Annotated in this window: 32 protein-coding genes; 4 read left to right on the forward strand and 28 right to left on the reverse strand. The window is 49.2% G+C overall.

The genetic code is table 11. The features are described from left to right. The 10 genes from nifN to nifH form a co-directional block, all read right to left on the reverse strand. A complete protein-coding gene (gene nifN, locus OCU43_RS15455; RefSeq protein ID WP_091357112.1) occupies positions 1-1383 on the reverse strand; it encodes a nitrogenase iron-molybdenum cofactor biosynthesis protein NifN in 1383 nt (460 codons plus the stop codon). Positions 1384-1386: 3 nt separating this feature from the next. Next, a complete protein-coding gene (gene nifE, locus OCU43_RS15460; protein WP_261832934.1) occupies positions 1387-2799 on the reverse strand; it encodes a nitrogenase iron-molybdenum cofactor biosynthesis protein NifE in 1413 nt (470 codons plus the stop codon). 203 nt (positions 2800-3002) lie between these two features. Next, a complete protein-coding gene (locus OCU43_RS15465) occupies positions 3003-3752 on the reverse strand; it encodes a 4Fe4S-binding leucine-rich repeat protein (protein WP_091356319.1) in 750 nt (249 codons plus the stop codon). Further along, on the reverse strand, positions 3742-4014 hold the full coding sequence (locus OCU43_RS15470; protein WP_091356316.1) for a DUF6129 family protein: 273 nt from the start codon (positions 4012-4014) through the stop codon (positions 3742-3744). The genes OCU43_RS15465 and OCU43_RS15470 overlap by 11 nt, the downstream gene beginning before the upstream one ends. Then, positions 4014-4721, reverse strand: a complete 708-nt coding sequence (locus OCU43_RS15475; RefSeq protein WP_091356313.1) for a dinitrogenase iron-molybdenum cofactor biosynthesis protein — start codon at positions 4719-4721, stop codon at positions 4014-4016. The genes OCU43_RS15470 and OCU43_RS15475 overlap by 1 nt, the downstream gene beginning before the upstream one ends. A 12-nt stretch (positions 4722-4733) precedes the next feature. Further along, positions 4734-4946 carry a putative nitrogen fixation protein NifT gene (gene nifT, locus OCU43_RS15480; RefSeq protein WP_091356312.1) on the reverse strand — a complete coding sequence of 71 codons (213 nt, stop codon included), beginning with the start codon at positions 4944-4946 and terminating at the stop codon, positions 4734-4736. A gap of 15 nt (positions 4947-4961) precedes the next feature. Beyond that, positions 4962-5141: a hypothetical protein gene (locus tag OCU43_RS15485; protein WP_261832935.1), complete on the reverse strand. Its 180-nt coding sequence runs from the start codon at positions 5139-5141 to the stop codon at positions 4962-4964. 22 nt (positions 5142-5163) lie between these two features. Continuing rightward, positions 5164-6735 carry a nitrogenase molybdenum-iron protein subunit beta gene (gene nifK, locus OCU43_RS15490; RefSeq protein WP_091356309.1) on the reverse strand — a complete coding sequence of 524 codons (1572 nt, stop codon included), beginning with the start codon at positions 6733-6735 and terminating at the stop codon, positions 5164-5166. A 126-nt stretch (positions 6736-6861) separates the two neighbouring features. After that, on the reverse strand, positions 6862-8343 hold the full coding sequence (gene nifD, locus OCU43_RS15495) for a nitrogenase molybdenum-iron protein alpha chain (protein WP_091356307.1): 1482 nt from the start codon (positions 8341-8343) through the stop codon (positions 6862-6864). An 86-nt stretch (positions 8344-8429) separates the two neighbouring features. Continuing rightward, complete coding sequence (nifH, locus tag OCU43_RS15500; protein WP_091356304.1) at positions 8430-9302, reverse strand: nitrogenase iron protein; 873 nt, start codon at positions 9300-9302, stop codon at positions 8430-8432. Between the two features lie 497 nt (positions 9303-9799). On the opposite strand from nifH, the gene OCU43_RS15505 reads away from it, so the two are divergent. Next, complete coding sequence (locus tag OCU43_RS15505; protein ID WP_091356302.1) at positions 9800-10645, forward strand: SIR2 family protein; 846 nt, start codon at positions 9800-9802, stop codon at positions 10643-10645. A gap of 584 nt (positions 10646-11229) precedes the next feature. On the opposite strand, the gene OCU43_RS15510 is transcribed toward OCU43_RS15505, so the two are convergent. The 3 genes from OCU43_RS15510 to OCU43_RS15520 all read right to left on the reverse strand — a co-directional run bounded on the left by OCU43_RS15510 (position 11230) and on the right by OCU43_RS15520 (position 13366). Next, on the reverse strand, positions 11230-12015 hold the full coding sequence (locus OCU43_RS15510; RefSeq protein ID WP_091356295.1) for a hypothetical protein: 786 nt from the start codon (positions 12013-12015) through the stop codon (positions 11230-11232). Between the two features lie 113 nt (positions 12016-12128). After that, the gene (locus OCU43_RS15515) at positions 12129-12617 is read right to left on the reverse strand and encodes a hypothetical protein (protein WP_091356292.1); all 489 of its coding nucleotides are present in this window, start codon (positions 12615-12617) and stop codon (positions 12129-12131) included. Positions 12618-12628: 11 nt separating this feature from the next. After that, positions 12629-13366 (reverse strand): hypothetical protein, encoded by a 738-nt coding sequence (locus OCU43_RS15520; RefSeq protein ID WP_091356289.1) that lies wholly within the window; start codon positions 13364-13366, stop codon positions 12629-12631. Positions 13367-13466: 100 nt separating this feature from the next. Here OCU43_RS15520 and OCU43_RS15525 point away from each other — a divergent pair, with 100 nt between their 5' ends. Continuing rightward, positions 13467-13832 (forward strand): FAD-linked oxidase C-terminal domain-containing protein, encoded by a 366-nt coding sequence (locus tag OCU43_RS15525; RefSeq protein ID WP_245756529.1) that lies wholly within the window; start codon positions 13467-13469, stop codon positions 13830-13832. An 87-nt stretch (positions 13833-13919) separates the two neighbouring features. Here the strand turns inward: OCU43_RS15525 and OCU43_RS15530 are convergent, their stop codons facing one another. The 4 genes from OCU43_RS15530 to OCU43_RS15545 form a co-directional block, all read right to left on the reverse strand. Beyond that, entirely contained in the window at positions 13920-14324 is a 405-nt protein-coding gene (locus OCU43_RS15530) for a DUF6911 family protein (protein ID WP_091356283.1), read from the reverse strand. After that, complete coding sequence (locus tag OCU43_RS15535) at positions 14321-14998, reverse strand: cytidine deaminase-like fold-containing protein (RefSeq protein WP_175483470.1); 678 nt, start codon at positions 14996-14998, stop codon at positions 14321-14323. Before OCU43_RS15535 ends, OCU43_RS15530 begins: the two co-directional genes overlap by 4 nt. A 108-nt stretch (positions 14999-15106) precedes the next feature. Further along, positions 15107-15649 (reverse strand): hypothetical protein, encoded by a 543-nt coding sequence (locus OCU43_RS15540; RefSeq protein WP_139203151.1) that lies wholly within the window; start codon positions 15647-15649, stop codon positions 15107-15109. 323 nt (positions 15650-15972) lie between these two features. Next, entirely contained in the window at positions 15973-16902 is a 930-nt protein-coding gene (locus tag OCU43_RS15545; RefSeq protein WP_261832936.1) for an IS481 family transposase, read from the reverse strand. A gap of 228 nt (positions 16903-17130) precedes the next feature. Between OCU43_RS15545 and OCU43_RS15550 the strand changes: the two genes are divergently transcribed. Both OCU43_RS15550 and OCU43_RS15555 read left to right on the forward strand, forming a co-directional pair. Further along, positions 17131-17661, forward strand: a complete 531-nt coding sequence (locus OCU43_RS15550; RefSeq protein WP_091362185.1) for an REP-associated tyrosine transposase — start codon at positions 17131-17133, stop codon at positions 17659-17661. Positions 17662-17942: 281 nt separating this feature from the next. Beyond that, positions 17943-18191 (forward strand): excalibur calcium-binding domain-containing protein, encoded by a 249-nt coding sequence (locus OCU43_RS15555; RefSeq protein WP_261833011.1) that lies wholly within the window; start codon positions 17943-17945, stop codon positions 18189-18191. Positions 18192-18656: 465 nt separating this feature from the next. Here the strand turns inward: OCU43_RS15555 and OCU43_RS15560 are convergent, their stop codons facing one another. From OCU43_RS15560 to nifB, 11 genes are all read right to left on the reverse strand, one after another. Continuing rightward, on the reverse strand, positions 18657-19025 hold the full coding sequence (locus OCU43_RS15560; protein ID WP_091362186.1) for a 2Fe-2S iron-sulfur cluster binding domain-containing protein: 369 nt from the start codon (positions 19023-19025) through the stop codon (positions 18657-18659). Between the two features lie 192 nt (positions 19026-19217). Next, on the reverse strand, positions 19218-19538 hold the full coding sequence (locus OCU43_RS15565; protein WP_091362187.1) for a DUF3144 domain-containing protein: 321 nt from the start codon (positions 19536-19538) through the stop codon (positions 19218-19220). Between the two features lie 13 nt (positions 19539-19551). After that, entirely contained in the window at positions 19552-19824 is a 273-nt protein-coding gene (locus OCU43_RS15570) for a BolA/IbaG family iron-sulfur metabolism protein (protein WP_091362188.1), read from the reverse strand. After that, the gene (gene grxD / locus OCU43_RS15575; RefSeq protein ID WP_091362189.1) at positions 19821-20141 is read right to left on the reverse strand and encodes a Grx4 family monothiol glutaredoxin; all 321 of its coding nucleotides are present in this window, start codon (positions 20139-20141) and stop codon (positions 19821-19823) included. The genes OCU43_RS15570 and grxD overlap by 4 nt, the downstream gene beginning before the upstream one ends. A 15-nt stretch (positions 20142-20156) precedes the next feature. Further along, entirely contained in the window at positions 20157-20546 is a 390-nt protein-coding gene (locus OCU43_RS15580; protein ID WP_091362190.1) for an ankyrin repeat domain-containing protein, read from the reverse strand. 35 nt (positions 20547-20581) lie between these two features. Next, positions 20582-20887 (reverse strand): rhodanese-like domain-containing protein, encoded by a 306-nt coding sequence (locus OCU43_RS15585; RefSeq protein ID WP_091362191.1) that lies wholly within the window; start codon positions 20885-20887, stop codon positions 20582-20584. After that, complete coding sequence (locus tag OCU43_RS15590) at positions 20884-22506, reverse strand: nitroreductase family protein (RefSeq protein ID WP_091362192.1); 1623 nt, start codon at positions 22504-22506, stop codon at positions 20884-20886. The genes OCU43_RS15585 and OCU43_RS15590 overlap by 4 nt, the downstream gene beginning before the upstream one ends. A gap of 3 nt (positions 22507-22509) precedes the next feature. Continuing rightward, complete coding sequence (locus tag OCU43_RS15595) at positions 22510-23115, reverse strand: nitrogen fixation protein NifQ (protein WP_217647485.1); 606 nt, start codon at positions 23113-23115, stop codon at positions 22510-22512. Between the two features lie 44 nt (positions 23116-23159). Continuing rightward, entirely contained in the window at positions 23160-23573 is a 414-nt protein-coding gene (locus OCU43_RS15600; RefSeq protein WP_091362193.1) for a thioredoxin domain-containing protein, read from the reverse strand. Positions 23574-23577: 4 nt separating this feature from the next. Beyond that, positions 23578-23856, reverse strand: coding sequence for a 4Fe-4S binding protein (locus tag OCU43_RS15605; protein WP_091362194.1), 279 nt, complete (start codon positions 23854-23856; stop codon positions 23578-23580). Between the two features lie 10 nt (positions 23857-23866). Next, complete coding sequence (gene nifB / locus OCU43_RS15610) at positions 23867-25375, reverse strand: nitrogenase cofactor biosynthesis protein NifB (protein ID WP_091362195.1); 1509 nt, start codon at positions 25373-25375, stop codon at positions 23867-23869. Positions 25376-25645 lie beyond the last annotated feature (270 nt).

The raw sequence follows: 25645 nt of genomic DNA on the forward strand, positions 1-25645 counted from the left end.
TCAGACTCCCTGTTGTTGTCTTAAAATATTGTCTTCATCACGTTTTTGCGACAAAGGTGAATGGTAGGTGGGGATCTCCTCATGCTGACTCAGCCGCATATTGGCGATATCAAACAGTGCCTGCTGAATCCCGCGATAACCGACCCAGACGCGGTTGAAGCCCCCCAGATAGTCGTACTGAGGAAAGCCAATTCTGAGGTGCGGCATATGCAGTCGTTCCGCACACTCATGCAGATGACTATTGCCAATCAAAAACTCGGCGTGATGTTGCCGTGCCTGATATTCCAGATCTTCCAGATCCCCTTTCTTAACCGTTTCAAGGGTCAGTTGCTCCAGCGCGGGTCCTTTATCCGGGGTCACGGCAGCAACTACGTCGCCACCCATCGATGCAATCAGATCATGCATGGCCAGCAACAGATCAGGGTCTGTGGCAATCCCAACCCGCAGCTGCCCCAGCATAAAGTGGGTATCCAGCATCGCGTCCTGCAACTGACGACGCTGACGGCGCCAGCGGTTAGGAACCGGCATACCCGATAGCTCTGACAATGCCATAAACCAGTTATCAACCTGTTTAATGGTATGCAGATGCGGGAAAACCTGGCTCTTAACCCCGGTTTTCTCTTCAAGCTTTTTCCCTGCCTGTGCCAGAGATGATCCGATTACCAGCGTGGCGCCACTCTCTCCTACAAGCGCCAACTCATCTATTGTCAGCCCCCCGGTGGTCAGTGCGCTGTACTCCTCTTCGGGCAGATGCCCATCCAGAGAACGCGACAGATCAGGCATCAGCAGGGGCCGCAGGCCAAAGCTCTCGATACTGTCGATAACAAACTCAAGATCTCCGGGTGTCAGATGACTACCGCAGAGCACATTAACCTGGCGTGCACGGGTTCCAGCCCTTTCTGAGGGCTCAATCAACTGATCAATAATGGCGGTTACCGCGGCGGCATAACCGGTCTCGAAACAACCGCTGAAGTCTGGGGTATTAACCTTAACCACCGCTACTTTTGCATATTGCGGATAGCGTGACCTGAACTCATTAATCGCCAGCGTCATATCACAACCCTGGGTTTCAGCCAGACCGGTGGAGCACACCCCAATAATCGCCGGAGACTGTTTTTCGGCGATGGTTTGCAGCGCTTCAACCACATTTTCATCCGCCCCCATCACCGAACTGACCTGATCCATGGCGGTGGTTTGCAAAGGGATAGGTTCACGAAAGTGACGTACAAAGAATACCTTGGCAAAAGCGGTACACCCCTGACTACCATGCATCAACGGCATCGCCCGGTTAAAACCGAGAAACGCCAGGGTGGCTCCCATGGTCTGGCTGGCTTTCAGTGGATTAACCGACAGCGCTTTTTTGCGTTTTTCCAGAATCGCCATCACTTATACCCCCTCTGCGATTAACAGCTCCGCCTCACTGGGCATCTCTTCCCAGGGGGCCGGATCTCTCACCGCCGACCAGATCGGGCTTTCAATGGTGATCGCCAGTTGCTTAACCAGCTCCAGCATGCCGTCATATCCAGCGTAGCCAAACTCCCGCTCCTGATTAATATCGAGAAATGGAATCCGTGCTTTCAGGGCGGTATAGAGGTTGCGACCACCGGCGATCAGAATGTCAGCCTTGTATTCATGGACAATACTGATCAGCTCCTTCGCACCACCTTCGTCGATCATCTTCGTGTCTTCACCCATCAGCTCACGAATCCGGGCCTTATCCTCTTCAGTCAATTTCTTCGTACCGGTGGCCACCACGACCATACCCAGATCCTGCAGGGCGGAGACCACAGACCAGGATTTCACCCCACCGGTATAGAGCAACACCCGTTTGCCCTGTAGCCGTTCGCGCCAGGGTTCCAGCGCAGCTCTGACTTTCGCTTCTTCCCGCGCAATCAGCGCTTCGGTGCGTTCGGTCAGATCCGCATCATTGATCAGACGGGCAAAATCCCGCAGTGCCTGTGAGGTGTCGGAAATACCGTAAAAGCTTCCTTCAAACCAGGGGGTACCGTACTTGTCCTGAAGTTTACGGGCGACATTCACCATCGCCTTGGAGCACACCATCATATTGACTTCCGCCCGGTGCATAGACTGCACTTCATGGAAGCGGGCATCCCCGGACAGAGTACAGAGCACCCGGATTCCCAGTTCATCCAGCAGCGGCAGGACATGCCAGAACTCACCGGCAATATTGTATTCACCGACCAGATTGACGCTGTGGATTTTGATGCCGGGAATGGGAGGTTCGGGAGCTGCTTCAGGCTCGCGGGTGCCGATCACATGTTTTACCATCGCCTCGCCGGCGATACGGTTGCCAAGATTCTTAGTGCCGTAGAAACCTGCGCCATCGATGGGAACCACCGGCGTGCCCCACTGTTCGCTGGCTGCTTTACAGACCGCATCAACATCATCCCCCACCAGCGCAGGCACACAGGTGTTATAGACAAACACCGCCGCGGGATGGTGCTGTTCAACCGCCTGTTTAATCGAATGGAACAGGCGCTTCTCGCCCCGTCCCATAATCACATCCTGTTCGGTCAGATCCGTCGTCATGCCGATGCGATACAGTTGTGGACCACTGGAGCGGGTGCCGCGGTTATCCCAGGAACTGCCAGCACAGGCGATCGGCCCATGCACGATATGTGCAACATCGGCGATTGGCAGCAAAGCGATCTGGGCACCATCAAAAGCACAACCGCCGGCTGAGGCGCCAGGCTTAGGTTTGGCACAACCCGACTTCTCTTTTTTGTTGTGCTCACAGGCCGGCTCATCAAGTAGTTCGGCGATATCTTTTGCTTTCATATAAACCTCCGGGTCTGTACAGGCACACAGCTGGATATTTTCAATCCAGCTTTTACACGCTTTTACACAAGAGACTGCAACAGACGTACCACAGATAACTTATTGATTTTAAAAGACCGTAAAAATCGATTGTTATAAACACGACAAAACACCCACAATCGGACTTCCGACGTTTTGCCATCCGTCACCCGGCAAATATCCGCTCAGTCGCTCTGTTGTGCAGCCGCCAAACGCTCTTTCACCAGGCTGCTGACCTCGGGATCCGGGTCATCGGTCAACCCTTCCAGCATCTCAACCGGAGCACGCATCGCAGCGGTCAGCCTTACCGTCCAGTCAGAATCTTCCAGCATCAGCTCCATCTCATCAGGCGCCAGCCGTTCAGCCACAATGCGCCTGACTTCCGCTTCGGGATCCCTGACCATCAGCCCCAGGCTAACCGGAGGCAGCCGTCTGGCAACAATCTTTCTGACCTGTCGGTCCGGGTCGCGGATCATCCTGAATAAACGTCCCACGGGCATCCGCTGGGCAACGTAGGCACGCACCAGATAATCTTTGTCATCGGCCATCTGTTCCAGCTGCTCCGGCCGGATACGGTCCGCCACGGTGATACGCACTTCACGATCTTCATCATCGATCAGACGATAAAGCTGATCCCGGGGCAGTCGATACGCCACCGCCCGTCGCACCGCTTCATCGGGATCACTGATCATCTTCTCCAGATAGGGCAACGGCGAATAGCGCACCGCGATCGCTCTGCGTTCCCAGAAACTATCCTGCAAAAAGGTCACGGCCAGTTCCGGATTGACCCGCAGAAAACGGTCGATCTGACGGCCACTGTGCGCCACCACACAGATATCCCCCGGAATACAGCGGCCACTCAGCAATAAACTGGCTTTAAAGCGGCAACTACGACAATCCGCAAGGGGTGTCTGATCTCCGCTTTCATTCATCATCAATCACCTCGGCGATCACCACTCCGCTGGAACTGTCCGGATCATTGCTCAGGCAGGAACAATGGTTTTCAGAGTTCACCAGATAGAGATTGAATCCGTTACTCTCGCGGTAAGGCTTTGCGGTCGCACCGATATCATCATCAAAGCACCAGCTGAAATGGAGATCAGGATGCTGTTGTTTCAGCGCAGATATCAGTTCTTCGCCTATATCAGATGACATGACAAAATCATGGATTTGATCTAACTGCTGCTGACTGATCATTACTCGACCTCCTCACCCTGAGCGAAGCGAACCCGCTCTTCGGGCGCGACACCCATCACTTTAGCCAGCCAGGGAGGCGGGGTGCCGGCAATAACGGATACCAGATTCTGCATCATCTCAACACTGTCGCCGCCATCCGGCATTTTGATGGGAAGCACTCCGGTGCGAATCACTTTGGCCGCAGCAGGCCCCCCCACCGATACCGTATACAGCAACTGACAATCACTGATCAGCCCGGCGCGAACAACGTTTTTATCTTCAGCATCTTTAGGTATATTCGCTTCACGAATCTCGATCAGCCGGTATTCCTGGCCAGAAACCTGATAGATAAGATAGCGGGAACAGGAACCAAAATGGCCATCCATCGCGGTGGCATTATTAGACGCGCAGGCAACCCGTATTGAACCGGGCATATCACCTTCGCTATAAGGAGTTGTTTCGGGTAGCGGTTCTGCATCAACCGTTACGCCAATCCCTTTCAGCAGATTGACAGCCTTTTTCATAAAGCTGACTTCAATATCTTCCAGTTCACCTGAGGATGCCGTTCGCAGTTTATTGACTTTCAGCCTCGCCAGTTTAGTTTCTGTGATCGGCAAGCCGACAGCATCAACCAGCACGGTCATCAGGCGTCGGGCATCGGTGTCCGGTAACGCCCGGGCAGCCAGACCTATTCGCAGAGCAACTTCATTGGATATTTGAGCAGACATAGCAACACCTCCTCAGCCTCTGCGGGCACGCAGGGTGATCGGGAGTTTTGGCATGGCATCGAGGGGTTCGATAAAATATTTCGTGCCATCGGTCATCTCAATTAACCCGCCCCACTTATCAGCAGATTCAAATTCGATTGATGAGATCTCATCTTCCTGATCTTTTTTAGCAACATAGAGGGTCATTTTTCCCTCGTTATCCTTCCTTATCATCACACTAGGCATCGTTACTCTCCAATATCAGAAGTTCAGACATTCCGGGGCAGCCTCCTGCCCCGGTGAGGATGGACTGATTGAATATGAGATCGTCACGTACTCAGGGGAAATACCGACCGGATAACCCGGACTGCGCAGAGCAATCCGGGTCACGTCAATCCCGGCAGGTACGAGTCGTGTCGATATCAGGCTCGTACAGGCCATCGACTTTCAACCGGACCGGCGCTTAACGCACCAGGTCGTAGTTGAAGTCTGTGGTCTGCATACCACGGGTTTCGTCGTCGAGACGGTCCAGAACAGCGTTAACGATAGTGGTTAACATCTGCATGGCACCTTCGTAACCCAGGGTAGTCTGACGATGCAGGTGATGACGGTCGAAGATCGGGAAGCCTAGACGGATCAGTGGCACCTCGAACTCTTTGCCCTTATAGAGAGTATCCCGGGAGATATCCTTGCCGTAAGAGTTACCGATCAGGAAGTCAGGCTTCTTGGTAAAGCACAGGGAACGCATGTGCCACAAATCCTTACCAATATGCACTTCACAATCCGCGCCGAATGGAGATTCAGCAAGGATAGCTTCCATCGCTTTTTTCCAGCGTTTGTTCGCATGGTTACACAGGATGTGAGTAGGCTCAGCCCCCAGTTCCAGCAGGAACTTGGTCAGGCCCATGACGAAGTCTGCATCACCATACAGGGCAAATTTCTTGCCGTGCAGCCAGGTGTGAGAATCGGTCATCGCATCAACCAGACGACCACGCTCAGTTTCAAGCGCCTTGCTGATGGGCTTACCGGTGGCCTTGGAAACAGCCATCAGGAACTCATCCGTCCAGTCCAGACCCATTGGAATATTCAGTTTAGGAACCTCATGCTTCCAGGTCAGGGTTGCCAGCTTCTTGGTCTTGGTCAGTTGCCATGGCTGCAACAGAATAGTGTTAACAGCATTAGGAGCATCCTTGATCTCATCCTGAGTGGTGCCACCGGAATACATACGGAATTCACCGTCTGCAGGGGTATCCAGCACCTCAGTAGGATCAGACAGCAGAGTGCAATCAACATCCATATCAGCCATCATGCGCTTCATTACACGGAAGTTACCCAGATAGGTTTCAAAACCCGGTACCAGGTTGATCTTACCGTTGCTGCCGACAACCTTGTCTTCCATGTAGTTCAGGGTGAAGTAACGTGCAATCCCTTCAAACATGTTGTCCCAGCCAGTGGTGTGGCTACCCACAAAACTTGGCGTATGAGCGAATGGGACAGGATAGTCTTCTGCAACATGACCCTCTTTACGGGCGTTACCGATAAAGGCGTTAAGGTCATCACCGATAACCTCAGCCATACAGGTAGTCGAAACCGCAATCATATCCGGCTTGTACAATGCCTGAGCATTTTCCAGACCGTCATACATGTTTTTCTGACCACCAAATACAGCGGCATCCTCAGTCATTGAGTCAGATACACAGGAGACTGGCTCTTTGAAGTGGCGGTTAAAATAGCTGCGGAAGTAAGCAACACACCCCTGAGAACCGTGAACATAGGGCAGGGTTTTTTCAAAACCCAGTGCACAGAGAACAGCACCCAGTGGCTGACACGCTTTAGCAGGGTTAACGGTCAGCGCTTCACGCTGGAAGTTAAGCTCCTGATACTCTTCAGTGGTGGTCCACTGAAACACTTCATCGATCTTGTCCTGAGGATGTTTTTCCTCGAAGTTATCACGCTTCTTCGCCAGCATGTCCTGGTAATCATCTTCCAGGAACAGCGGATAACTTGGTTTGATATTATCAACTGATTGACTCATTTGAATCTCTCCTCCCGCGCCACTAATCTGTGAACATACGGGTTAAAATGGGGTAGATGGCTCACGGCGCTGGGTATAAGAATGGATCGTTATATACTGTCGCCACCGCGAACCTCTGATATCAACTTAAGCGCTTGCAGCCACTGCTTCTTCAGCAGAGTCTTCTACCTGCCAGGGCGCCTGAAGCTTCTTCCAACATGGGTTATTCAGAGTCATGTCCATATCGCGGGCAAAGATAGCGAAGCCATCATAACCGTGGTAAGGACCGGAATAATCCCAGCTGTGCATCTGACGGAAAGGAACACCCATCTTCTGGAAGATATACTTCTCTTTGATACCTGAACCGATCAGGTCTGGCTTAACTTTCTTAACAAACTCTTCGAATTCGTAACCGGTTACGTCATCGTAAAGCAGGGTCGCGTTGCCCATCTCTTTGATGGTGCGGTCGTAGTCATCGTTATGAGCAAACTCATAACCGGTACCTACCACTTCCATACCCAGATCTTCGTACGCCCCGATAACGTGACGTGGACGCAGACCACCGATGTAAAGCATGACGCGCTTACCTTCCAGACGAGGACGGTACTTTTCAATGACGCTCTGGTATTCCAGCTTGTACTTCGCGATAACCTCTTCAGCTTTCTGCTGAATCGTTTCATCAAAGAACGCAGCGATCTTACGCAGGGATTCATCAGTCTTAGTCGGACCGAAGAAGTTGTACTCCATCCAGGGGATGCCGTACTTCTCTTCCATATGACGAGAGATGTAGTTCATCGAGCGGTAGCAGTGAACAAGGTTCAGTTTAACCTTAGGGGTCAGCTCCATCTCAGCGATGGTGCCGTCACCAGACCATTGAGCAACCACGCGCAGACCCATCTCTTCCAGCAGAATACGGGAAGACCAGGCATCACCACCGATGTTATAGTCACCGATAATAGCGACATCATATTTTGTGGTTTCAAAGCTATCGTCGTCGTCCCGCTTATCCAGTGCCCAGTCACGAACTGCATCGTTCGCAATGTGGTGGCCCAGAGACTGAGATACACCGCGGAAACCTTCACAACGGACTGGTACAACGGTTTTACCGGTATTCGCTGTTGCTTTCTTTGCAACCGCTTCGATGTCATCACCGATCAGACCGATAGGACACTCAGACTGAATAGATACACCTTTGTTCAGCGGGAACAGGGTTTCCACCTCTTCCAGCAGCTTACCCAGCTTCTTGTCGCCACCGAATACGATGTCTTTTTCCTGGAAATCTGAGGTAAAGTTCATGGTAACGAAGGCGTTAATGCCGGTGGTACCGATATAGTAGTTACGGCGACCGTTACGGGAGTACTGACCACAACCAACAGGTCCGTGAGAGATGTGGATCATATCCTTGATAGGACCCCAGACCACACCTTTAGAACCTGCATAGGCACAACCACGAACGGTCATCACACCTGGCAGGGACTTCTTGTTAGAGGTAATACATTTTTTAGACTGCTCAACTTCCTGATCGTTAACAGCAAGATGCTTTTCACGATCTTTCTTAGCTTTAGCAGGATAGACATCCAGCACTTCCTGAATAAGCGCTTCGGTCTCGTCGCGTGACATGGTAGACATAGCTGTCTCCTTACATTTTAGTTTGCGGGTAGAAGCTAATCCGCTCCATACCCGTCAATAGCAAAACCACGACTCAGAAGAGTGAATTACTCTTCTGTAGCAGTTTTACCGATAATGCTTTCGTCTTCTTCATCCATCAGACCGAAGTCCATCAACAGATCTTCCAGCGCATCCATAGTGATTGGCGTAGGAATAACGAACATGCTGTTGTCGATGATCTTCTGAGCCAGCGCACGATACTCATCAGCCTGCTTAGCTTTTGGATCGTATTCGATAACGGTCATACGGCGAATCTCAGCACGCTGTACGACGTTGTCGCGTGGAACGAAGTGGATCATCTGAGTGCCCAGTTGACGTGCCAGCTCCATAATCAGTTCGTCTTCACGAGCTGTGTTACGGCTGTTACAGATCAGACCAGCAAGACGCACGCTACCGGAGTTAGCGTACTTCACGATACCTTTAGAGATGTTGTTAGCAGCGTACATCGCCATCATCTCACCGGAACATACGATGTAGATTTCCTGAGCTTTGTTTTCGCGGATTGGCATAGCGAAACCACCACATACCACGTCACCCAGTACGTCGTAGAAAACAAAGTCCAGATCTTCTTCGTAGGCACCTTCCTCTTCAAGGAAGTTGATAGCGGTGATTACACCACGACCCGCACAACCAACACCTGGCTCAGGACCACCGGACTCAACACACTTAATGTCGCCGTAACCGGCTTTAAGCACATCTTCCAGTTCCAGATCTTCAACAGTACCTGCTTCAGCAGCCATCTCCATGATGGTGTTCTGCGCTTTAGAATGCAGAATCAGTCGAGTAGAATCCGCTTTAGGGTCGCATCCTACGATCATTACTTTTTTACCTGCTTCAGCCAGTGCTGCTACCAGGTTCTGGGTAGTAGTCGACTTACCGATGCCGCCTTTTCCGTAGATTGCACATTGACGCATAGCCATAATCTTGCTCCTCAGCGTTAGAACTTAGATTGCCTGAGCCAGACACAATTGTTCTGACCCGAAAACTCACATCCACTGTTGCGAACTTTGTACCAACCAAGAAAAAAACCTATAAATAATTGTTTTTAAATAATTATTTATTTTAAGAAGCATTCTGAATAACAGACATTGTCTGTGTTAGTAACAACAATTGGCGGGGTTACTGTTGCAATACCAACAAAAAAATAAGGGTTTTGTCAGACGTATCAATGTCACATTTATCACATCGCCCTGCTCCAGCCGTTGCATAAGCGATCACCGCAGTGACAGCGGCGCCGTACAGATCTTTTCTGGCTCAAACAGAAGCACAGCACTGAATCTGCCCGGATAAATGGCATAAAACCATCATCAATCCAGCGATGGCCTGACTATTGCAACAGCTCTGTTTAATTCAAATTTGCTCTGTCCTTAATATGCAGAGCAACAACACTTAAATTAATCAGCCATGGGTGAACGATATGTACAGTAAATTAGTCGAGGGGATTAAGTCGGGAAAGATAGTTCCCTATCTGGGCGCAGGCGCGCTGGCCGATGTCACAAATGTTGCAGATAAAACGCCGATGCCAGCTGACAGTGACAGTCTGATTCTGGCGATGAACAATGGTCAGCCGATGGCTCCCCGTCTGATGTATGAATTCCCACGCGCGGCGATGAACCTTGAAAACAAAAAGGGCCGCAGCTTTATAACCCGCTTCTTTAATGACACCTACCTGAATAAGCAATGGACCACCGCCAAACTCCATCAATGGCTGGCAGATATAAACCCAGGCTGGGTGGTGGATATAAACAGGGACACACAATTAATCGATCTCTATCAAAACCGTCAGCACATACTGATACAGGGTCTCTCCCGCGTAGCAGGCACAGACTACCGCTATAAGATATTTAACTTTGATGGTGAGACATACACCGAGATCGAACAGAGCAAAGTGATGGCCGGCCTGCCTATTCTCTTTAAACCGCTGGGCTGTCCGGTGCCCGAAGCCAACTTCATCGCCTCCGATGCCGACTTTGTTGATTACATTACCGAACTGATGGGTGGTTTCGCCGTACCAGAATTTATTAAGCTCTACCGGCAGAACAAACAGTATCTGTTTCTTGGCATGCGCTTCACCCGGGATACCGAGCGGATGGTAATGGGAGATATTATCTACGCCGCCGATAGTGAACAGGCGGGCTGGGTATTCATTGAAGAACCGACCGATAAAGAACGCCGCTTCTGTAAACTGAAGAAGATTCAGATTATCGAAGCGCCCTGGGAAAGCTTTCTTGAAGCTGCCGTGGGCGAAACTGAACTGGCCTGACAGATGATCCCAACCCGGTAAATAAATCTGTGTGACCAACTTCAGTGTTCTCTGTGCAAATCTGCTTCATGCATATAAAAGCTCACCACAGAGGACACTGAGGGCACAGAGATAAAGCTCGTTTATTTACGCTCCCCTTATCTTACAGATTCATCTGCTTTGAGAGACTCCAGCAACTCACTTTCATCAATAGTGCCAGTAATTTTCTCGTCAAGAATGGATTACTGCTGCGTTTAGATCAATGACTCTGCCCCTTTGATTCGACTGAACTCGCTGTCGGCGAAAGTGAGCTGATGATCCGTGGCTTATCTCTGAGAAGGTTGCATCGCAGATTATCTCAAGAGGAGGAGCTTATTCGCAACTTCCCTAGCAGGGCCCTCAAGTCTTGCCGAGACCACTCAAATTCTGGTCCCATATTGCAGGCTCCTAATTGCTCTAAATCATCTAAAATATCTCTAGGAAAATCGCCAAGCCCATCCAGTCTAGTTTTGTACGCCCAGTCAGCAAGAGCGTCAAAATCAATATCCCCGTTCTCTCCCAAAAGCTTCTCTAACTGAAGCGTGTCAACATTGCTCACCATATTCTTATTTACCTTCCAGTTCTTTTTTAGTAAGTGGATAGTGCTGTGAATCAACCACCTGCCCATCAATCAATTTAGGATGAACCCGATTAGCAGCCCCATCATGATCATAAGATTCATAGTATTGCCGCACTCTTCCAGTTTCTGGTTGATACTCCGTCACTAAAGAAGCCCCTCGTGTTGACCCAGGGTTACGGGCAGGAACCTCTGACCCATAATAAATAACTCTCCCATCCTTCAACGTTTCCGTCCTAGCTGCTGTCTGTTGTGCATCTTGTAACACTCGGAGCTTTCTATTCAGAGAAACAGGAGCATGCGGCACACTCGTAGCTGGTAAATCTAACCCATTTTCAAATGTTCCTTGAGGTAAAAACTTATCTAATCCGGAGACACTATTGTCAGGAACAACACTCTGCCCTCCCATCGTACCATCATTACCATTCCCCTCAACCCGCTTAGGCTCTGACAATTCCTGGGCTTCGGGACGCCGAATTTCAAATCTCTCAGGCTTGTTACTCAGCTTGCTGACGATACGTTTTGAAAGTTCAGACTTTTTCAGAGCTTTACCAAGACTGACTAATAATCTGCCCAGTTGTTTGAAGAGCGATAGTCCCCTCTTAGCAACGATAAATGCCCCTCCAACACCTGTTACCGCTGTCAGTACGACAGTCAGAATCGTATCTATTACCGTAGGGGCCAGCGACTCGGCAAGTTCAATACTATCCTGTGCAGTAACGTAGTCTTTTGAAAACTGTTTAAGCGCGGCTCGTGTAGGACCATCTTCATACACGAAGTTGGCAATTCACCACAGAGGACACTGAGGGCACAGAGATAAAGTCTGAATTAGTACATGAGGAACTTACTCACAAATTCCCTAGTAATGAGTTAATTTTTTGGAACATCCTATTTATAGCCATTTACTTCCAAAAGAGCTTTAGCTGCACATTCAGCATTATAAGAAAAATTTTTGCAAACGCGATCAACTATACTTTCAAACTTTTCGTCAGCCCCAGAAGAATTATTACACGCCTCATACATTTCAAAAATATCAGAATTTGAAGGGCTACCAACATCTTCCTCCGCTTCAGTTTCCTGCCAAGCTAAAGTTAAAAACTCCTTAAGATTAATTTCTTTTTCTTTATACCGAAGAAACATATAACCAAGAATGATAGATTTGTGATTTATATCGTCTTTGTAGTGAACCTCAGCCAGACTTTCTCGTAAAATTGAAATAGCTTCCCCTGAGTTTTTTACTATACTTAACTCAATTACCCAATAAGGAGGCTCATCGAACTTCAATATTACAGCGTCCGCCCATTCTTTCCACTGCACACTTTTCCAGTATCCACTATCAATCAAATCCAAAACTTTTATTCGAACCGAATTATTCATATATTTACCTGTCATCGATTAAAAGTTGTAGAACCCGTTTCAGGATTCTTAATTTTCTTATTGACATAAAGTCCATTATCATAAACTTCATCATAGTAATGGTCATGGGGATTAGTGTGGCCATCACTCATACTATGATCTGTGTAATCGGTAACTTTGCGTCGCCGTCCAAATTCATCGTAATAAGTGGTTCGCTCATAGACCTCACCCGCTCGGCTACTAGGTACTGTTTCAGTATGAGAAACCCTTATACCCGGACTCACTTGAGCAGCAGTGTCGCCGCCAGTATTCCAATATTCTTGATATCTCTTAGCTTCTGCCGGCTCCATACTATCGATAAGTGTACTTCCTTTACTGTCTGGAACAACACTCTCCCCTCCCATCGTACCATCATTACCATTCCCCTCAACCCGCTTAGGCTCTGACAATTTCAGGGCTTCGGGACGCCGAATTTCAAATCTCTCAGGCTTGTTACTCAGCTTGCTGACGATGTGTTTTGAAAGTTCAGACTTTTTCAACACCTTACCAAGACTGACTAATAATCTGCCTAGTTGTTTGAAGAGCGCCTGTCCCGCCCTGGCAACGATAACTGTCCCTCCAACACCTGTTGCCGCTGTCAGTACGACGGTCAGAATCGTATCTGCTACTGTCGGTGCCAGTGACTCGGCAAGTTCAATACTATCCTGTGCAGTAACGTAGTCTTTAGAAAACTGTTTAAGCGCGGCTCGTGTAGGACCATCTTCATACACGAAGTTGGTTATTCACCACTGAGGGCACAGAGATAAAGGGATATAAAGGAACACGCTGCTCGTTTATTTACGCTCACCTTAGCTTACAGATTCATCTGCTTTGGGATACTTCAGCAACTCACTTTCATCAATGGTGCCAATGATTTTCTCGTCAAGAATGGATTACTGCTGCGTTTGGATCAATGACTTTGACCCTTTGATCCCGCGTATTTTTGGTCACATCGGTGACAGTAATCTGCATATCTGTGCCGGTACGGGATCAGCAGATGATTTAGCGGCGATCTTTGCCAGGATGATGGCGGTTGTCGGTGAATATCAAGGCTCGATTTCTGCCGAGCATGGTATCGGTGTGTTAAAGAGAAAGTACTTACTTCACTCCAGAACAAAGGAAGAGATCGCCCTGATGCACAGGCTTAAAGACACGTTAGATCCTAAAGGTATCTTAAACAGTGGTCGGGTTATTTAATAAAATAGTCGGTGTTCTCTGTGGTCAATAACTCTAAATTGGCCACAGAGAAACGGTCTTGGGGGCAGTCAAAGTTCCCTTAGCTGATTAGTTCATTAACAGCTCTGAGACGTTACCTGTAGCTGCAAACGCTTTAAAAATAGAACATACAAGTTGAAAATCACGAGTAATAGATTTTGCAGAATAAAGGTCTCCCAAAATAGATATTAGTGAGCTATCGGAACCAGACTTATTAATACTTCTAACACTACTATCTCCATCTTCATCAAACTCATTAAGCATAAGAAGAAAGTTTCCATCATCGGAATACAGCATTAGTTCGTATGGTCCAGCTTCTGGCTCCGGCTGACATCTTAAACCAATAACGCCGTTTGCCTCCTTCAAGGATGATAGGACATTCATAATGGTGCTATAATTTGGATCAAATACAGCCGGTAGTTGTTGGCGTACCGAATCCGCATCAAGAATATAGCCGCCTAGTATCGTATTCATGGTTTCACCTTAATTGACTTCATTCCGGGTTTCCAGTGATACGTTTTCGGTAACCCCGTTATATCATCAGTTGCTTGAATGGTTAACGACTTCAGCTCAGCTTTTTCTGCTGTCGCCGCTATGTCCCCCTTACAATAACCACACACATCTTTACCTGATACCGTCATAGACATATCTGCACCTTTTGTTTTGCCGGCATCCGCTGCTTGCTGTATTGCTCCAATCTCAGCATGCGCCGTACCCATATTCCCATTTGGTAATTCCTTACCTGCTTTTGCTTCTTTTGCTAATACTCTTTCTGATATTAGCGTCGGCTTATTAGCATTTGCTTCAATTCGAGCAGTCTGGTTAACATCACGGAAAACCGATCCATTCACACGGGCTTCTGCGGTGACCACTGGTTTCGCGCTGGTTGGAACAAATTTACCAAGCTTACTAACTAACGGCAAACCCGCCGTAAGGGTCCCTATATAAGCTTTACTTTCATCAGAGAGACCAAGTGTCTGATCAATTTTTGAGACACCTTCGCCCATCGTTTGCGTTAATGGGCTTTGTGCAAGATCGTCTTTGAAGTCGCTGGCAAACTGAGTACGACTATCGTACACATCCAGCAAATTTTTCATCTCCTGTGCAGACTTCTCGCCTGCTTTTACATCAACAGCGAATGTTACCATTCCTTTGGTTAATGCAGCCCCAAAATCACTGACTCCCTCAGATATAGTGTCTGCTGTGATATCACTTATTACTTTAAGATATGTCCCAAAGTTGGATAAATCTTCAGTCTACCGCTTACTACGAGCCAGCCCTGCTTCAGCTTTGTCTTTTGATTCCCCTTTATCTTTGGCTTGTTTATCTTCGCCCAACAAATATCTGTTGTTGACTGCGATGCTGTCGGCAAAACTCATTGGAGCGTCTGTGACTGTATCTGGGGTACTCACACTGCCACTACTGAAACTACTGCGTTTCAACGCCCGTTCTATGGTGGTGCGAAACATCAGTGATTCCCGTTCTAACCCGGATGTTTGCAGCTCACCATTTCGCTGACTGACAACCGGTGCCGTAATCATGCGGGCATCATCCAGCAGCAGTATCAACTGGCCGGTGCGGATAGCGTTTTGCAGCGATGAAGGGAAAGGTAAGCGTCTGTTGTGGCGGGTATGCCGGGATACCGGGTCAAAACGAACAAGTCTGGAGCGTTCAAACTCATTGGCCCACATTCGTTGGGCAGTATTCAGAGCATTCTGTGGTCGGAGAACATAGGGGAGTTTTTCGGCAGTCAGATCGCTGCCACTACATAACCGTGCTCTGTCCATAGGGAGTAACATACTCACTGTCCTTGTGAGGGTGATTTTTGAGGAGTGAAGAAGATAACCGATTTGAGGTTAAAGTAAAATCATTCTGCCACAGTTTATAACAATTTTGCCGGTGAGATCTCCATTTACAAAGTCCAGGCCCAATCCATAAATGGCTCATCATTGTAGATTCTGGATCATTGACTCTGACCCTTTGATCGCTAGATCATTGACTCTGACCCTTTGATCGCTATCAATCGTATCGCGACGAGGGCGTCGCTCCCACACAGAGCGAAAGCGCTATCGAAACCATCTTACAAGCTCGTTTTCACCCGGTTAAATAAAGAAGGCTTTTTCTAACTGTAGATTTCAGATACGTTGTTCACAAGTAACCGGCTTATAGGCGGTTGCTTGTTTAAACTACCATGTGGTCTGACAAGGTTATACCTCTTCAGATAACAGGGTAGTTTCGCATTTCGCTGAGCGGAATTGTTATACAGTTTGCCGTAAGACCACTCCCGAATCAGCGTCTGCATAAAACGTTCCGCTTTACCGTTTGTCTGAGGGCGATAGGGGCGCGTATTCATGGGGCGTGCACCGATCGCTTTGACGGCATTTCTAAAGGCTCTGCTGGTGTAGCACTTACCATTATCCGTCAGCACCCGTTTTACCTTCACATCCATTGCTTTCAGTATTTTGAGGGTGTTTTCAAAGAACCTGACAGCATCCTTAGCCGATTGCCTGGGGTGAACTTCTGCATGGCTCCAACGAGTATAATCATCGATACAGATATGCACGTATTCCCAGCCAGCACCTTTGGTCATCACTTTACGAACACCTGTCTTGCGGTGGCCTGGCTGGCTGAAACGTGCGACACGCTTGATATCGAAGTGAATTAGCCCGCCTGGCTCATCGTATTCATAACGACGGACAGGCTCTGTCTTTTTCAGCAGGTGACCACACATGCGATGGGCAACAACACAGACCGTCGACAACGGCATCTTGAGTGTGGCAGCAATATCCGTTTGTGACCAGCCACCCAGGGCCAGTGCTTTTATCGCTTGCTCTTGCCAATAAAGCGTTCGCGATGAGATGCGTTTAGGTCGACTTTTACGATCCCGAAGTCCATTGAGGCCTTCTTGATGATATCGCCTGATCCAGCGATAGATCAGGCTTTTAGATACCTCGAAAAAGTCAGCCAGTTCGGAGACAGGCACCTCTTCTTCAAGATATTTTTTGACAATTAAAACTCGACTATGGAGGCTAGATTTTGCATTCTTATGCATGGTTGTTCACTCCTCTGTTTAAAGGGCTATTGATTTCGCAACCAACAGCTTCCTATACAACCGAGTTGTGAACAACCTCTCTGAATTTCACATCTAACCACTAGCAAGCGCAGCGTCTAACCACTAGCGACTCTTCCCCTTGGCCCATAAAAAAATCGGAAGAATGCCTCCTTCCGATCTTGTCTCGTTCCCACGCTCCCGCGTGGGAATGCATAAGGAATATGCATAATGGGTAGAAGCCGCTACAAAATAACCGAACCTCAGCAACCACATTTCGTCACCCTGACGGTGTTGCACTGGATTCCGGTGTTCACACGCCCTGACACCGTCAATGTTCTGCTCGATGCCCTGCGCTTTTTAAGTAAAGATGGCCTCAAAGTTTATGCCTGGGTGATTTTAGAAAACCACTGTCACCTTATTCTTCAAAGCAATGCACTGGATCATGACATAGCACGACTCAAATCATGGACAGCGAAACAACTGATTCAATACCTTGCTGAGCGCAATGTCAGGCAAATTCTGGATCAACTGGCTTTTTATAAAAAAGCCCATAAAACTGACCGGGCTTATCAATTCTGGCAGGAAGGCGTGCATCCAGAACTGATTCAAAATGAAGAGATGATGCGGCAAAAGATCGAATATATTCACCAAAATCCGGTCAAGCGAGGTTATGTGGATGAAGCCGAGCATTGGCGATACTCCAGCGCAAAAGATTACGCCGGTGCTGCTGGATTATTAGAAATTTGTCGGGCATGGTAGCAAGATCTGCATTCCCACGCAGGAGCGTGGGAACGATTAATTAAAATGCACTAAAGGAAAATCGTGTGACCGAGATAATTTTATTTATTGGCATCGGGATATTGATTATTGGCGGGATAGGCCTTCTCATAGCCGCGTTCAGAACCAGCATACTCTGGGGTCTTGCTGTCTTGCTAATCGCCCCAGTTGCCGTAATTTACTTAGTCGTTCACTGGCAGGACGCAAAAGGTCCATTCAAACTACAAATAATTGGACTTCTCATTATAGTCGTTGTCGCTAATATGAATGACGGATCCTCATCCCACATTGTTACAAGCTCAAGCTTCTCCAGCGGAAGTATTTCAACATATAGAAATTCAAGTTTATCTTCACCTAAAACACTAGATCAACAATTCAGTTGTGACGGTCGGCAGCATTGTAGCCAAATGCGCTCAAGAGCCGAGGCCGAGTTCTTCATTCGGAACTGCCCTAATACTAAAATGGATGGAGATCACGATGGAATACCTTGTGAAAATGACTCACGATTTTAAGGCGCCTGCATAGTATGCTCTGACAATGTCTCGTTCCCACGCTCCTGCGTGGGAATGCATAAGGAGTATGCATAATGGGTAGAAGCCGCTATAAAATCACCGAACCTTAGCAACCCCACTTCGTCACCCTGACGGTATTGCACTGAATTCCGGTGTTCTTAAACCCAGCCACCTCCCAAATTCAGTATCTCCTTGTTTTTCAGCAAAGATGCCCTTGAGATTTTTTCGTAGGTGATTTTAAAAAAGTGTATTAAACCTGATAACTAGATCTGCATTCCCACGCGGGAGCGTGGGAACGAGTGATAAACCATCTTACAAGCTCGTTTTCACCCGGTTAAATAAAGAAGGCTTTTTCTAACCACTAGCAAGCGCAGCGTCTAACCACTAGCGACTCTTCCCCTTGGCCCATAAAAAAATCGGAAGAATGCCTCCTTCCGATCTTATTAGAATCCGACAACCGCGGGATTAAGCGCCGCCGGGCTCGCCGGTAAACTCAACCAGCAGATCTTCATCGGTGACGATGGTCTGACAGGCCAGACGGTAAGTCGGTGGCAGGTCTTTCACCTCTGCCCGCTCCTGTTCTGACTTTGGCAGTTTGCCGATTGATTTCAGCACGTTTTTCTCTTTATCGGTCAGCATCATCCCTTTCACACGAAAACCATCAAGGTGGGTCACTTTAACCAGGCAGGAACCACACTGACCATCTTCACACTCACGTGGAATTTTAACATTGTGTTCCTTAGCAAGACCCAGCAGCGTGTTTCGTTTACCGGCAACCGCTTCTACCTTCATATTTTTCGACATGATAGGTGATGAAAAATAGACATTGGCCATTAGATAGCCCCTCATATTCAAATTAATGGAAACTGGTTAACAGCAAGAAATGAACCATAGATTAGTCAATTGATTTTAAAGAATTAATTTTTATAAAATCTGAAATTGAGGGGTTTATGACAAGGTTTCTTGTAGCAGAAGTAACTTCAGCGCCAGGAGTTGCCTGACGCTGGATGTTGTAAAACTGACAAATCATCCATTGGATGCCGAGGAGTCAGCGTCGGCCTTACCCATATACTCATCAAAGTTGGCCACATACTCCTGCAGGTTGCCATCATAGAGCTGCCGGAACCGGTCGGTGAAATACTCAACCGCTTTAGACCGTTTTGCCTCCAGCTCCTCTGCACTGGTAACGCTACTGGCAGCAATGTAACCGTTGTAACGGGCGGCCGCATAGATAAAAGCCACACTGGCCTTATGCTCACCATATTTTTCGCCCATCTCGTTGGCGATTCCGATCAGTTTATTAGTCACATCCAGAAACTGCTCATCAAACAGGTTTTCATCATTCATACCATAGTACTCCTCAGTCGTTTTCCAGCTGCACCAGAAACTGGTTCTGCAGGTCAATAAACTGCTGCAGGGTGTAAGCTTTAACGGTTAATGCATGCAATGCGCCGCTTTTCAGTTGCGCTTGAAACAGGTTTAACACCCGCTTCTGTCGCTCTACCGGAGACACGCCGGCAAAAGATTCACTGATAACCCGCAGGGTCAGATCGCACTCTTCACCGCTGATATCCAGTTCAGCATCGGGAAACTCAGCCATGACAATCTGGCTGACCTGCTCTTTACTAATCATACCGGTTCCCCGACCTGATCAAGCATCTGCTTCAGGCTGCCATCCGCCGCCATGTCGCACACCACATCAGAACCGCCCACCAGTTCACCCTTGATGAACAGTTGTGGAAAGGTCGGCCAGTCCGACACTGATGGAAGCTTTTCGCGGATAAAGGGAGCTTCCAGCACATTGATGTAGCTGTAAGTGGCGCCTAATTCGCTAAGCGCATTGACCGCATTGCGGGAAAAACCGCACTTTGGTTCTTCAGGCGTTCCCTTCATATAGAGAAGAACCGGATTTTCCGCTAACTGTTTACGAATTTTCTCTTCAGTATTCATCGGTTTACCTTCCTGTTAATCTACTGTTCTGTGATTTCGAAGCATCTTCATAATTCTGATATTCGCGGCCAGATCCAGCGCCGTAAAATCGTCCAGCGTTTGCAGTGACGGGTCTGCTCCAGCGGCTAACAACAACTCAACAATCTCGGTTTTCCCTGCAGACGCGCTATAGATCAGTGCGGTCGCCCCATTGACGTTCTGGTTATCGATATCTGCACCGTTCTCAAGTAATAATTGCACCGCCTCTTTGCTGTTACTAAAGCAGGCAAACCAGAGCGCATTATTACTATCACTGTTTAACTCATTGACTGAGCTATGACCCAGCAGCAACTGTATTCTGACCAGATCACCATAGCGGGCCGCCTGCATCAACTCACTCTGTGCGCCCTGTACTAAATCACTCATTCCACCGTCCTTTCTAACACGCTCTTTCAACACGCTTACTGCAGCTGTTTCTTCCAGGCAGTAAATCCACCCTCCACGCTGTAACAATGCTTAAAACCAAAGTCAGCAAACATTCTCGCTTTCTCAATACTGGCGTGGCCCAGGTAGCAGTACACCATCACCGGACGCTCTTTAGGGGTCTTCATCAGCAGGTGCTCCTGATTGTGATCGCCCAGTAACATCGCCTTAGGATGATGACTGCTCTTATAGTCCCGCGGATCCCTTGAATCGAGCAGCAGCACATCCTGACTTTCAAGCATCGCTTCGGCATCCTGAATTGAAATCTGTTGAACCTGTGTCATACAAATCGCTCCCGCAGATGGTAATAACCGGATAATTGAGTGATCCGTTCATCGCGTAGCGGATCACCCACTGCAAAGCCATAAAGAGCCTGCAAACTGTGATTTTCAAGACCGATAAGCTCGTGAATGGCATCATCGAAAAAGCAACCGATGCCCGTACCACTATAGCCCTGTGCCGTTGAATGGAGATAGATCTGCTGCCCAAGTATGCCTGCCTCCTGATAGAGCTGCGGACAGTCACTGCCATGGCTGAGCACCATCGGTGGTTGTTCATACTCGGTAAGAAAAATCAGCGTAAAACAGCTGTTAGCCGCGATCGGCTGATTGCAACAGAGTTGTCCCGCCGCTTTGCGGGTATTGGCTGTTTTCATCCGCCAGGCTGTCGCAACTCCGGCAAGTTCAACCGTTTCCCAGGGTTGCCAGCGCTGCAGCTGATCCTGAAATAGTTGTGCGCCATGGCCAGAGCGGGGCAACAGATAGATGCCCGGTATTAGCCCAGCAACCGCATGGACAAAACAGAGCAGATGTATCTTCGGCTGATCGGGTAACAGGCGGCTGGCGCCCGGTTGCAAGGCTGCCATCATCTGCTGAAACAGTGACAACGGATAATGGCTCTCCGGGGCATAGGCCTGTCCGCTTCTGCGTGACAGTATCAACTTCCAGGGGTCCTGTGCTGCACCACTGAAATCGGCAGGCAGATCACCCTGCTGAGAGAACCGCAAGGCAGGGGTCACGGCGGTATCCAGCTGTTCCGCTGCCGCAAAGGGTAGTGGCCAGTACTGTAACGGGTCCGGGGCCAGCTTATTAGGCTGTCCGCTCCAGTCTGTCCCGGCGCTACTGATAATCTTCTCCAGAACTCCGCTGTCTGACGTTGTGGTTGTAACACAATGATTCAACTGACAGATCCATTGCGGATATTCGCGCTCCACAGCGATATATTCCGGCCGTGTCAGGCCGCACAACTGAGATAAACGTTGCCGCGGAACCGACAGATCATGCAGTTGCCAGCCAAGTAGTCCGGCAACAGCCTGACACTGGCCACGCTGATGTCCGGCATCCAGCCAGCAATAGCGCAGCGCACGCACACCATACTTCCAGGCCTCGCGCTGTAAGATACTGGTCTGAATCAGATAGACCGCTCCCTGAGCATATGTCGGCAACAGAGCACGCAGGCTAAGACGATGATGATAAACGTCATAATGATACAGACCTGCTTTGCAAAACGTGCTGGCAGGCAGCAGCAGATAGAGTTCACCCGGATGCAGATTACCACTGGAGGGAACGGTTCTCAGCGACCAGCGGTCTGTCCCCATGGTTTTCCATGCAGACAGACCGGCACTGTATCTGAGCAATAGCGACAGGTTTTCCAGTGACCAGGGCTGGGGCTCTGCAGACGCGACGAACAGCTCAGCACAGCTAACCGGAAGATCACCGTCCAGCAGCGGCAGATCGATAAAAAACGTATCATAGAAGCGCCTGAACGGGTCTGGCTGGTCATCCCAGTCCAGGGTTTGCGGCCCTTCCGCATAGCCCTGCAGATGATGCTTTGACTGCTGATGGTAACTCAGCAGATCTACGCTTTCCTGCCACCCGGGTGGCGTCGCTGTCAGCCTGCTCACCGCTCAGACCTCTGGCCCGAAACAGTCCGCATAGGTGGCGCACTCTTCACAGCTGGGTGCCCGACAGACATAGTGACCGCCGGTTTCACACAGTTGCTTATAGAGAAACCGTTTCCACTTCATATCCTTTGAATTTTTTGCTTTCAGCTCTGGATAAGCCACTGCCATCATCTCCGACAGCCAGTCCCGGTTGTCAAAGCCCAGATCGCGCCAGAGGTGATCCCCTCCCAGACAGCCAGTCGCGATAATCACAGACAGCACCGGATCAACCTCCGGATTGCGATACTGTTCAAGCAGCGCGGTTAGTTCCTGCTGCTCATCCTGCCGTAGACTCAGCAATTCATTGCGGGTTTCGCTCCGTTCAATCACCGCCGCCGGTACCCGGGTATGCAGGATCAGCCAGCGCTGAATTTCAGAAAAGCAGCGATAGATAAGTGCCTCAAAGACAGCCTCATCGAGCCCTAAATGGAGCGGCAGACAACCACGCCCCTCCCGGGCGGCCAGAATCAGGCGGATCAGATATCTATCTGCCTCTGCACTGCCAATAACGTCCAACAGCTCTGTATAGAGTTCCTCAGGCACCTGAGGCTGGGCTGCTTGCATTAACATATCCCACCTTTCTGTTTACATGAGCTAAATTTAAATTACAGGCACTATTTACACGAGCTGGCGTGCTGGCTGCGGGGACAGGTTTCGATATCCCCATCGGGCATTACGCTTAACCCGATCAACTGATCCAGCAGCTCTGCATCAAACCCCTGCAAACAGTGCCCATTGATCTCCATCAGCGGCCGCCGAATCAGCAACGGGTCTTGGCACATTGCTGCCAGTACGGAGTCTGGTTGACTCAGATCCAGTTCTATATCCCCTGATTTCAGACCCGGATGGGTTTTATTCAACCAGCTATCCTGACTCTCAGTGGATAAAAACCGTGTCAGACTGACCACGTCCCAGGGGTGCGTTAACAGATTCCGCTCATCAACCTGATGCCCGGCAGCCTGCAACAGTTTTTTCTGCCGGGTGTTATTAATACAGCCCGGCTTTTCATAAAAAATGACTGTTGCCATAACGTTAGCGGGCCTGAATCTCTTTCAGCGCATCATCCTTCAACTCGGGCTTGATGCCAGTCAGAGACCCTTTAGGGTTGATCGGATCACCAAAAGCGTTGAGGATGGCCCCCTCAATCGGGCAGATACTGGCACACTGCGGATCGGCATAATCACCTTCACACTCGGTGCAGTTTTTACTCTCAATCAGGAAATGCGGTTCTGCACTAACGATCGCGTCACTGGGGCAGACATCGAGACAGGCCCAGCAGTTAACGCAGCTTTCTACAATAGTTAAAGCCATCGTAACCTCCTCAGACTTCAGCTTTTTTCAGTTCAGATTCGGCATCCAGCTTACCCGCCGTAATCATCTCCTGATAAACCGACATCACCGCCTCTTCAATCGGCTCCATGGCATACTCACCGTTGGGAGCAATACCAGCATCTTCCAGCAAGCCCCATGGCTCATAACCGATCTTCGAACAGAGTACGGCTTCACAGCCGGACAGGGCCCGGATACTGCCCGCCAGCGCGCTCTCTTTTTCACCACAGGTATCGTTGCCGATACAGTATTGATCTACCTTACGGTGACCGATAAAGCGCACCCCGTTACCAGAGGCTTCATAGACAAGAAACTCAGTTGCATGACCAAAATGCTGGTTAATCACACCACCACCACTGGTCGCTACGGCCATCAGTACCGGGCGGAAACTCTTGTTCGCTGCAACAGGGCCCGATGGCACTTTAACCCCAGCCAGTCTTTCGCGCTTAAGCTGCTTCTCGGCCAGCTCCTCTTCGATTCCCTTGTGAACGATCGCCCGGGTTTTCATCGCCGCATCGTAATCGATATCCATCGTTTCAATCTTATCCAGGGTAAACTCTGAGCCCCGGTCTTCTCCCAACATCCCCACCGCATCTGCACGGCACTGACGACAATGACGCATCATATTCATATCACCGGAACAAGCATCCTGCAGGTCCTGCAGCTCTTCATCACTGGGGCCACGCTGTCCCATCACACCGTAGAAAGTACCGTGTTCCTCTTCAGCGATCAGCGGCATAACGTTATGCAGGAAAGCGCCCTTCTCTTTAACGATCTTACTCACCACTTTCAGGTGCTCATCGTTTACCCCGGGAATCAGTACTGAGTTCACCTTGACCAGAATCCCTTTGGCCACCAGCATCTCAAGACCTTTCTGCTGCTGTTGAATCAGAATTTTGGCAGCGGCTCTACCCCGCACCCGACGGTTGTTCCAGTAGATCCAGGGATAGATTTTTGCCCCCACTTCCGGATCGATACAGTTGATGGTGATGGTGACATGATCAATATTGTGTTTGGCCAGCTCTTCCACATGCATCGGCAGTGTCAGACCATTAGTAGACACACAGAGTTTGATATCCGGCGCTTCAGCACTCAGCCGGCGGAAGGTCTCAAAGGTGCGTTCAGGGTTGGCCAGCGGATCACCCGGACCGGCAATGCCCAGCACGGTCATCTGTGGAATATTGGCGGCTACCGCCTTGGTTTTCTTCACCGCCTGATCCGGCGTTAACAGTTCAGACACCACCCCCGGACGGGACTCATTAGCACAGTCATATTTTCTGTTACAGTAGTGACACTGAATGTTACAGGCGGGTGCCACCGCCACATGCATACGGGCAAAATAGTGATGGGCTTCCTCTGAATAACAGGGATGATTCTGAACCTTCTCACGGATTGAATCGGGAAGGTGACTCATTTGATCATTGCTGCTGCCACAGGCACTGGCGCTACAACCTTCGGCGGAGGCCGCAGCCTGATCAGCATTTAAGACGTTCAATTCCATCAGTGTTTCTCCTCTGCAGCCCTCAGGCTATAAATCAGATTCAGTTACTATGGAGAAACCTTTGCAAACCACGCGCCATTAACTATATCATTGAATTTAAAAGAGTTTAGTAAAAACCAAAGGAGAGTTGTTTGTCATAATCTGAACAGATCAGAGGGGATTGTCGGGTCTGCTACATTCGCTCAGCCGGGTTGAGGATACGACATCTGAGATTAGGCGATGTTACCCCCCTGACCTGTCAGACAGTGTCAGGGGGTGCCAAAGACAGGC

The organism is Amphritea atlantica (assembly GCF_024347255.1).
GTDB classification, from domain to species: domain Bacteria; phylum Pseudomonadota; class Gammaproteobacteria; order Pseudomonadales; family Balneatricaceae; genus Amphritea; species Amphritea atlantica.